A 7,282-nucleotide genomic window follows, 5' to 3' on the forward strand; every position below is an offset into this window, starting at 1 on the left:
GGGAGGGAGCATGCGAGTGGATTGGCAGGAGGCGGCTGCATATCTGTGGCCGATCGGGATCGCGCTGGCGATCGGGATTACCGGCTGGTGGCTGCTGATGGCGCTGACCCGCCGCCTGAAAGGGCGTGACTATCGTCGTGCGCGGATCGCACGCGTGATCAGCCGGCCGCTGGCTTTCGCGCTGCCGATGCTGGTGTTGATTCCCGCGCTGGAAGCCACCCCGCTGGAAGGGCGCTGGCTGGACCAGTCGCTGCGCCTGTTGCATATCGGCCTGACTGCCTGCTTCATCTGGTTGCTGGTGCGCGCGGTGGCTGCCGGCGAGCAGGCGATCCTGCGCGACCACCCGATGGAGGTGGCCGACAACCTGGCCGCCCGCCGCATCCAGACCCAGACCCGCGTGCTCAGCCGCGTGCTGATGGGCGCCATCATCCTGATCGGCGCGTCGATGGTGCTGCTGACCTTCCCGATGGTGCGCCAGATCGGGACCGCGCTGCTGGCATCGGCGGGCATCATCGGCCTGGTCGCCGGCATCGCCGCCAAGCCCGTGTTCGGCAACCTCATCGCGGGCCTGCAGATTGCGTTGACCCAGCCGATCCGGCTCGATGACGTGGTGATCGTCGAGGGCGAGTGGGGGCGGGTGGAAGAGATCGGCAGCAGCTACGTGGTGGTGCGGATCTGGGACGAGCGGCGCATGGTGGTGCCGTTGACCTGGTTCATCGAGAATCCATTCCAGAACTGGACCCGACGCAGTGCCGACCTGCTTGGGACGGCGTTCCTGTGGCTCGATTACCGCGCGCCGATCGTGGCGATCCGCGGGGAGCTCGAGCGCATCTGCAAAGGCGAAGCGTTGTGGGATGGCCGCGTCTGTGTGACCCAGGTGACCGAAACCACCGATCACACCCTGCAGGTGCGCCTGCTGGTCAGTGCACGCAATTCCGGCGATGCCTTCGACCTGCGCTGCATCGTGCGCGAACGCATGCTCGATTTCCTCGCGCGCGAACATCCCCAGGCGCTGCCGCGCACCCGCGCCGAACTGCTCGAACGCCCCGATCCGCCCACGCGCACGCCGCGTTCGCAGCCGGCCGATGACGTGCGTTCACCTGGTGCCGAGGATGGCCCGCCTGCGGTGCTGGCCGCAGAAGACGCCGCGCGGTGAGGCGACGATATCGGTGAGCGGGCACCATCGTCGGTAGGTACCGACCGTTGGTCGGTACGCTCTCGTTACGGCAACAATGCCTGCGTCCCGAACCGCGGTGGGCGCCGTGCCCGCGTGCGCTGCTCGTAGCCGTAGGCCAGTTCGATCAGCTTCGGCTCGCTCCAGGCCGTTCCCATGAACAGCAGCCCCAACGGCAGCCCGTTCACATGCGCCATCGGCACGGTCAGGCTCGGGTAGCCGGCCACGGCGGCAGCGCTGTAGCTGCCGCCGGGAAAGTCATCGCCCTGGCCGGTACGGATCGGCCACGCGGTGCCCGTGGTGGGCGCCACCAGTGCGTCCAGGCGTTCGGCCTTCAGCACCGCGTCGATCCCCTCGGGGCCGGCCAGGCGGCGCGCCTGGCTGCGTGCAGCGATGTACCCGGGGCTGCCCAGGCCGCCCGCCTGCGCGGCGGTCTCCATCAGGTCCTGGCCGAACAGCAGCAGCTCCTTGTCAGCGTGGGTACGGTTGAAGGCGATGATCGCGTCCAGGTCGCGCACCGGGGCCTGGTGGCGGGTCAGGTATCGCTGCATCCCGGCCTTGAACTCGTGCAGCAGCACCAGGCGCTCGGCCTCTTCCCACTGGCCTGCGGTAGGCAGCTCCACCGGCACAACGACCGCGCCGGCATCGCGAAGCACGCCGATCGCGTGCTGCAGGGCAGGGGCGACCCCTGGCTGCTGGTCCAGCGCGCCGTGCAGCACGCCGATACGGGCGCCGCGCAGGCCGTCCGGATTCAATCGTGAGGTGTAGTCGTAAACGGCCCGACCGGGCATCGTCGCCGTGGCCGGGTCGGCGTCGTCGCGGCCCGCCATCGCGGTCAGCAGTGCGGCCGCGTCGGCCACGCTGCGGGAGATCGGACCGGCGGTGTCCTGGCTGAAGGAAATGGGCACGATGCCGCCGCGACTGACCAGGCCCACCGTGGGCTTGAGCCCGACCACGCCATTGACCGCCGCCGGGCAGACGATGCTGCCGTCGGTTTCCGTCCCCACCGCCGCGGCCGCCAGGTTGGCCGACACCGCCACGGCGCTGCCGCTGCTGGAGCCGCATGGGCTGTGGCTGAGGCGGTAGGGGTTGCGGGTCTGGCCGCCACGCGCACTCCAGCCCGAAATCGACTGGCTGGAGCGGAAGTTCGCCCATTCGCTGAGATTGGTCTTGCCCAGCACCAGCGCGCCGGCCGCGCGCAGCCGGGTGACCAGGAACGCGTCATCGGGGCGGAAACCGGCCAGTGCCAGGGAGCCGGCGGTGGTGGCCATCGGGCGCGCGCCGATGTTGTCCTTGAGCAGCAGCGGAATGCCGTGCAGGGGGCCGCGCAGCTGCCCCCGGCGGCGCTCGGCATCCAGTGCCGCCGCTTCCTTCAGTGCATCCGGATTGAGCTCCAGCACTGCGTTCAGGCGCGGACCGGCACGGTCCAGCCGGGCGATCCGTTGCAGGTACGCCCGGGTCAGGGTGACACTGTCCAGCTCGCCCGCGGCCATGGCGGCCTGCAGTTGGGTGATATCGGCTTCGGCGTAGGCGAACGGGATGTCCTGCGGGGCCGCCGCATGTGCCTGGTTGAACCAGCGCGCAGGCGAGGGCGAGCAGCCACCCAGCAGGGCAATGGCCAACACGAACGATGTCACTGGCGCGCGCATCTATGTATCCCTGGAGCGGGCGCTCAGGCTAACCAGCGCCCCGCACGCTTGGCAACTCACGCGGGCGGTTGGGCCGGGCCGTGGCGCTTGCGGATGTCGCGGGCGAGTACGCCGACCACGATGAGGTTGATGACCAGCACCGTCCACGAGGCCCAGCCCGGGTGGCGGATGATCGCGAATATGTCGAACGGCAGATAGATGCCGGCGGTGACGCAGCCCAGCCAGGAGGCCCAGGCTTTGGCGCGCCAGAGGCCCCAGGCCTCGAACAGATGCAGGATGCCGTACGCAACCATGGCCGCAGCGGCCAGGTGGACGGCATCGGGACTGATCATGTTGAGCAGCGAAGGCAGGGTGCCGTGATCCGGGTCCAGGCTGAAACGCCGGATCAGGGCATTGACCCCATCACGCAGTGGCTGCGGGCCGAGCACTTCCAGCCCGGTGGCCGCCAACAGCGCCAGGACCGCCTTGCTGGCTTCCAGCAAGGCGATCAGGTGAAGCCCCGGATGCCTGTGAGGATCCGGGTTGTAGGGGGTGTCGGTCACGAGGGTCCGATCAGCCGCCGCGCGAGGCCTTCTTGCGGTCGCTTTCGGTCAGGAACTTCTTGCGCAGACGGATTTCCTTGGGCGTGATCTCGACCAGTTCGTCGTCTTCGATGAAGTCCAGCGCCTGCTCCAGCGAGTACTTGATGGCCGGAGTGAGCTGGATCGCATCGTCCTTGCCGGAGGCGCGCATGTTGGTCAGCGGCTTGGTCTTGATCGCATTGACGGTCAGGTCGTTGTCCTTGGAGTGGATACCGATCAACTGACCTTCGTACACGTTGTCGCCTTCAGCAGCGAACAGCTTTCCACGCTCCTGCAGCGGCCCCAGCGAGTAGGCAGGGGTGGCGCCCGGCGCATTGGCGATCATTACGCCGTTCTGGCGCTTGGCGATGGCGCCCTGTTCCTTCGGGCCGTAATGGTCGAACACGTGGAACAGCAGGCCCGAGCCCTGGGTCAGGGTCTTGAACTCGTTCTGGAAGCCGATCAGGCCACGGGCCGGGATCATGTATTCAAGGCGCACACGGCCCTTGCCGTCCGGTTCCATGTTCTTGAGCTGGCCCTTGCGGGTACCCAGCTTTTCCATGACGCCGCCCTGGTGCTGCTCTTCGATGTCCACCACCAGCTGTTCGATCGGCTCCATGGCCTGGCCGTCGATCTGCTTGATGATCACTTCCGGACGCGACACGGCCAGCTCGTAGCCTTCACGGCGCATGTTTTCGATCAGCACGGACAGGTGCAGCTCGCCACGGCCCGAGACCAGGAACTTGTCGGCGTCTTCCAGCTGCTCGACCTTCAGGGCCACGTTGTGGACCTGTTCGCGGTCCAGACGGTCCTTGATCTGGCGGCTGGTCAGGAACTTGCCACCGGACAGGTCCTTGTTGCCGGCGAACGGCGAGTTGTTGACCTGGAAGGTCATCGAGATGGTCGGCTCGTCGACGGTCAGCGCCGGCAGGGCTTCCGGGGTGTCCGGGTGGCACAGGGTGTCGGAGATGGTCAGTTCCGGGATGCCCGAGATGGCGACGATGTCGCCGGCTTCGGCCGAATCCTGCTCAATGCGCTCCAGGCCCAGGAAGCCCAGCACCTGCGCGACCTTGCCGTTGCGCTTCTTGCCTTCACGGTCGATCACCGCGACCTGCATGTTCTTCTTCAGGGTACCGCGCTGGACGCGGCCGATGCCGATCACGCCCACGAAGTTGTTGTAGTCCAACTGGCTGATGCGCATCTGGAACGGACCTTCCGGGTCCACTTCCGGCTTCGGCGCATGCTGCATGATCGCTTCGTACAGCGGGGTCATGTCGCCGTCGCGCACGGTATCTTCCAGACCGGCGTAGCCGTTCAGGGCCGAGGCGTACACGATCGGGAAGTCGAGCTGTTCATTGGTGGCGCCGAGCTTGTCGAACAGATCGAAGACCTGGTCGATCACCCACTCCGGACGCGAGCCCGGGCGGTCGACCTTGTTGACCACCACGATCGGCTTGAAGCCCATCGCGAAGGCCTTCTGGGTGACAAAGCGGGTCTGCGGCATCGGGCCGTCCATGGCGTCGACCAGGATCAGCACGGTGTCCACCATCGACAGCACGCGCTCCACCTCGCCGCCGAAGTCGGCGTGTCCGGGGGTGTCGACGATGTTGATCCGGTTCTTGACCCCGGTCTTCTTGTCTTCCCAGGTGATGGCCGTGTTCTTGGCCAGGATCGTGATGCCACGCTCCTTTTCCTGGTCATTGCTGTCCATCACGCGCTCGGCGAGCACGGTGCGCTCGGACAGCGTGCCGGACTGCTTGAGCAGCTGGTCCACAAGGGTGGTCTTACCGTGGTCGACGTGGGCGACGATGGCGATGTTGCGAAGATTTTCGATAGACATGCGAAAGGGGGCCAGTCGGCGCCGGATTTGGAAAAAGAAGTCCGACATTATACGGCCTTCATGACCAAACGCGAAAACAACCTTCTGCGCATTCAGGTAGCGCTGGCCGTTGCCCGGCACACCGGTACCTGAGGGCCGGCCAACGGACGGCGCTGGCGGGGCCCGTTCGACCATGGTCAGGCAGGCCCACATCCCACCTGCGGTGTATCCTTATGGGCTGACGACAACCCCGTATACCAAGGATCCACATGTCCCTCATCGCCACCTTCGACACCACCCAGGGCCCGATCAAGGTCGAGCTGTTCCCCAAGGAAGCGCCGCTGACCGTGGCCAACTTCGTGAACCTGGTCCAGAAGGGCTTCTATAACGGCCTCATCTTCCACCGGGTGATCCCTGATTTCATGATCCAGGGCGGCTGCCCGCAGGGTCGTGGCACCGGCGGCCCGGGCTACAAGTTCGAAGACGAGAAGAACGGCGTGAAGCACCAGGTCGGTTCGCTGTCCATGGCCAATGCCGGCCCGAACACCAACGGCAGCCAGTTCTTCATCACCCACATCAAGACCGACTGGCTGGACGGCAAGCACACCGTGTTCGGCCAGGTGAAGGAAGGCCAGGCGATCGTGGATTCGGTCAAGCAGGGCGACGTGATCCATTCGATCACCCTGGAAGGCGACACCGACGCCGTGCTGGCCGCCCAGGCCGACCGCGTGGCCGAGTGGAACAAGCTCATTCCGGCCAACTGATTTTCTTTCGACGGCCTCCCTTGCGGGAGGCCGTTGCGCATTTCCGGCCGCCCCGCCAGGTCTCTCCCCGCCCGGCGGCCACTCCCACACAGCTTTTTAGCAGAGGAAATCCCCATGAAAGCACCTGTTCGTGTTGCCGTGACCGGCGCCGCCGGCCAGATCGGCTACGCCCTGCTGTTCCGCATCGCCTCCGGCGAAATGCTGGGCAAGGACCAGCCGGTCATCCTGCAGCTGCTCGAGCTGCCGGTCGACAAGGCCCAGGCCGCCCTGCGCGGCGTGATGATGGAACTGGAAGACTGCGCGTTCCCGCTGCTGGCCGGCATGGTCGGCACCGATGACGCCGAAGTGGCATTCAAGGACGCCGACATCGCCCTGCTGGTCGGCGCGCGTCCGCGCGGCCCGGGCATGGAGCGCAAGGATCTGCTGCTGGAAAACGCCAAGATCTTCACCGCCCAGGGCGCGGCGTTGAACAAGGTCGCCAGCCGTAACGTGAAGGTGCTGGTGGTCGGCAACCCGGCCAACACCAATGCCTACATCGCCATGAAGTCGGCGCCGGACCTGAACCCGCGCAACTTCACCGCCATGCTGCGCCTGGACCACAACCGTGCGCTGAGCCAGCTGTCGTCCAAGCTGGGCAAGCCGGTCGGTGGCATGGAGAAGCTGGTGGTGTGGGGCAACCACAGCCCGACCATGTACCCGGACTACCGCTTCGCCACCGCCGACGGTGCGTCGATCGCCGATGCGATCAACGACCAGGAATGGAACGCGAACACGTTCATCCCGACCGTGGGCAAGCGCGGCGCGGCGATCATCGAAGCCCGTGGTTCGTCCTCGGCTGCCTCGGCCGCCAATGCCGCCATCGACCACGTGCGCGACTGGGTGCTGGGCAGCAACGGCAAGTGGGTCACCATGGGCGTGCCGTCCGACGGTTCCTACGGCATTCCGGAAGGCGTAATCTTCGGCTTCGCGGTGACCACCGAAAACGGTGAGTACACCCTGGTCAAGGACCTGCCGGTCGACGACTTCAGCCAGAAGTACATCGACAAGACCCTGGCCGAGCTGGAAGAAGAGCGCGCCGGCGTCGCCCACCTGCTGGGTTGATCCGTTGGTTGGTACGCTTTGAAAAAACGCCGGGCTTGCCCGGCGTTTTTTTTCGCGCTTCGATCACCTTCGTCGCGAGCGCGGCGGGGCTCGGCTTGCGTTTCGCGATGGAAAAGCGGAAGCCGGGGGGCCAACGCCGGTGGATCGAGTGCCGGGCCCCCATACCCTTGGAGGCGAAGTAAAGGAGGAGGTGTCGGCCTCTGGCCGACGCCGGG

The 7,282-nt window shown here is 66.4% G+C and carries 6 protein-coding genes; 3 read left to right on the forward strand and 3 right to left on the reverse strand.

The window, feature by feature from the left end; genetic code table 11:
• Positions 1-10: 10 nt before the first annotated feature.
• Complete coding sequence (locus ACTJI4_RS06595) at positions 11-1,156, forward strand: mechanosensitive ion channel family protein (protein ID WP_392914864.1); 1,146 nt, start codon at positions 11-13, stop codon at positions 1,154-1,156.
• 65 nt (positions 1,157-1,221) lie between these two features.
• Here ACTJI4_RS06595 and ACTJI4_RS06600 read toward each other — a convergent pair whose 3' ends face one another.
• Genes ACTJI4_RS06600 through typA form a run of 3 tightly spaced genes read right to left on the reverse strand, consistent with a single transcriptional unit; the run spans position 1,222 to position 5,223 of the window.
• Positions 1,222-2,823, reverse strand: a complete 1,602-nt coding sequence (locus ACTJI4_RS06600) for an amidase (protein ID WP_440868845.1) — start codon at positions 2,821-2,823, stop codon at positions 1,222-1,224.
• Positions 2,824-2,879: 56 nt separating this feature from the next.
• Entirely contained in the window at positions 2,880-3,365 is a 486-nt protein-coding gene (locus ACTJI4_RS06605) for a DUF2127 domain-containing protein (RefSeq protein ID WP_392914869.1), read from the reverse strand.
• Positions 3,366-3,375: 10 nt separating this feature from the next.
• Positions 3,376-5,223, reverse strand: a complete 1,848-nt coding sequence (typA, locus tag ACTJI4_RS06610; protein ID WP_440868846.1) for a translational GTPase TypA — start codon at positions 5,221-5,223, stop codon at positions 3,376-3,378.
• Positions 5,224-5,471: 248 nt separating this feature from the next.
• Here typA and ACTJI4_RS06615 point away from each other — a divergent pair, with 248 nt between their 5' ends.
• Both ACTJI4_RS06615 and ACTJI4_RS06620 read left to right on the forward strand, forming a co-directional pair.
• The gene (locus tag ACTJI4_RS06615; protein WP_392914874.1) at positions 5,472-5,966 is read left to right on the forward strand and encodes a peptidylprolyl isomerase; all 495 of its coding nucleotides are present in this window, start codon (positions 5,472-5,474) and stop codon (positions 5,964-5,966) included.
• A gap of 114 nt (positions 5,967-6,080) precedes the next feature.
• Complete coding sequence (locus ACTJI4_RS06620; RefSeq protein WP_070207580.1) at positions 6,081-7,067, forward strand: malate dehydrogenase; 987 nt, start codon at positions 6,081-6,083, stop codon at positions 7,065-7,067.
• Positions 7,068-7,282: the final 215 nt, after the last annotated feature.

Source organism: Stenotrophomonas sp. 22385 (assembly GCF_052045085.1).
GTDB lineage: Bacteria > Pseudomonadota > Gammaproteobacteria > Xanthomonadales > Xanthomonadaceae > Stenotrophomonas.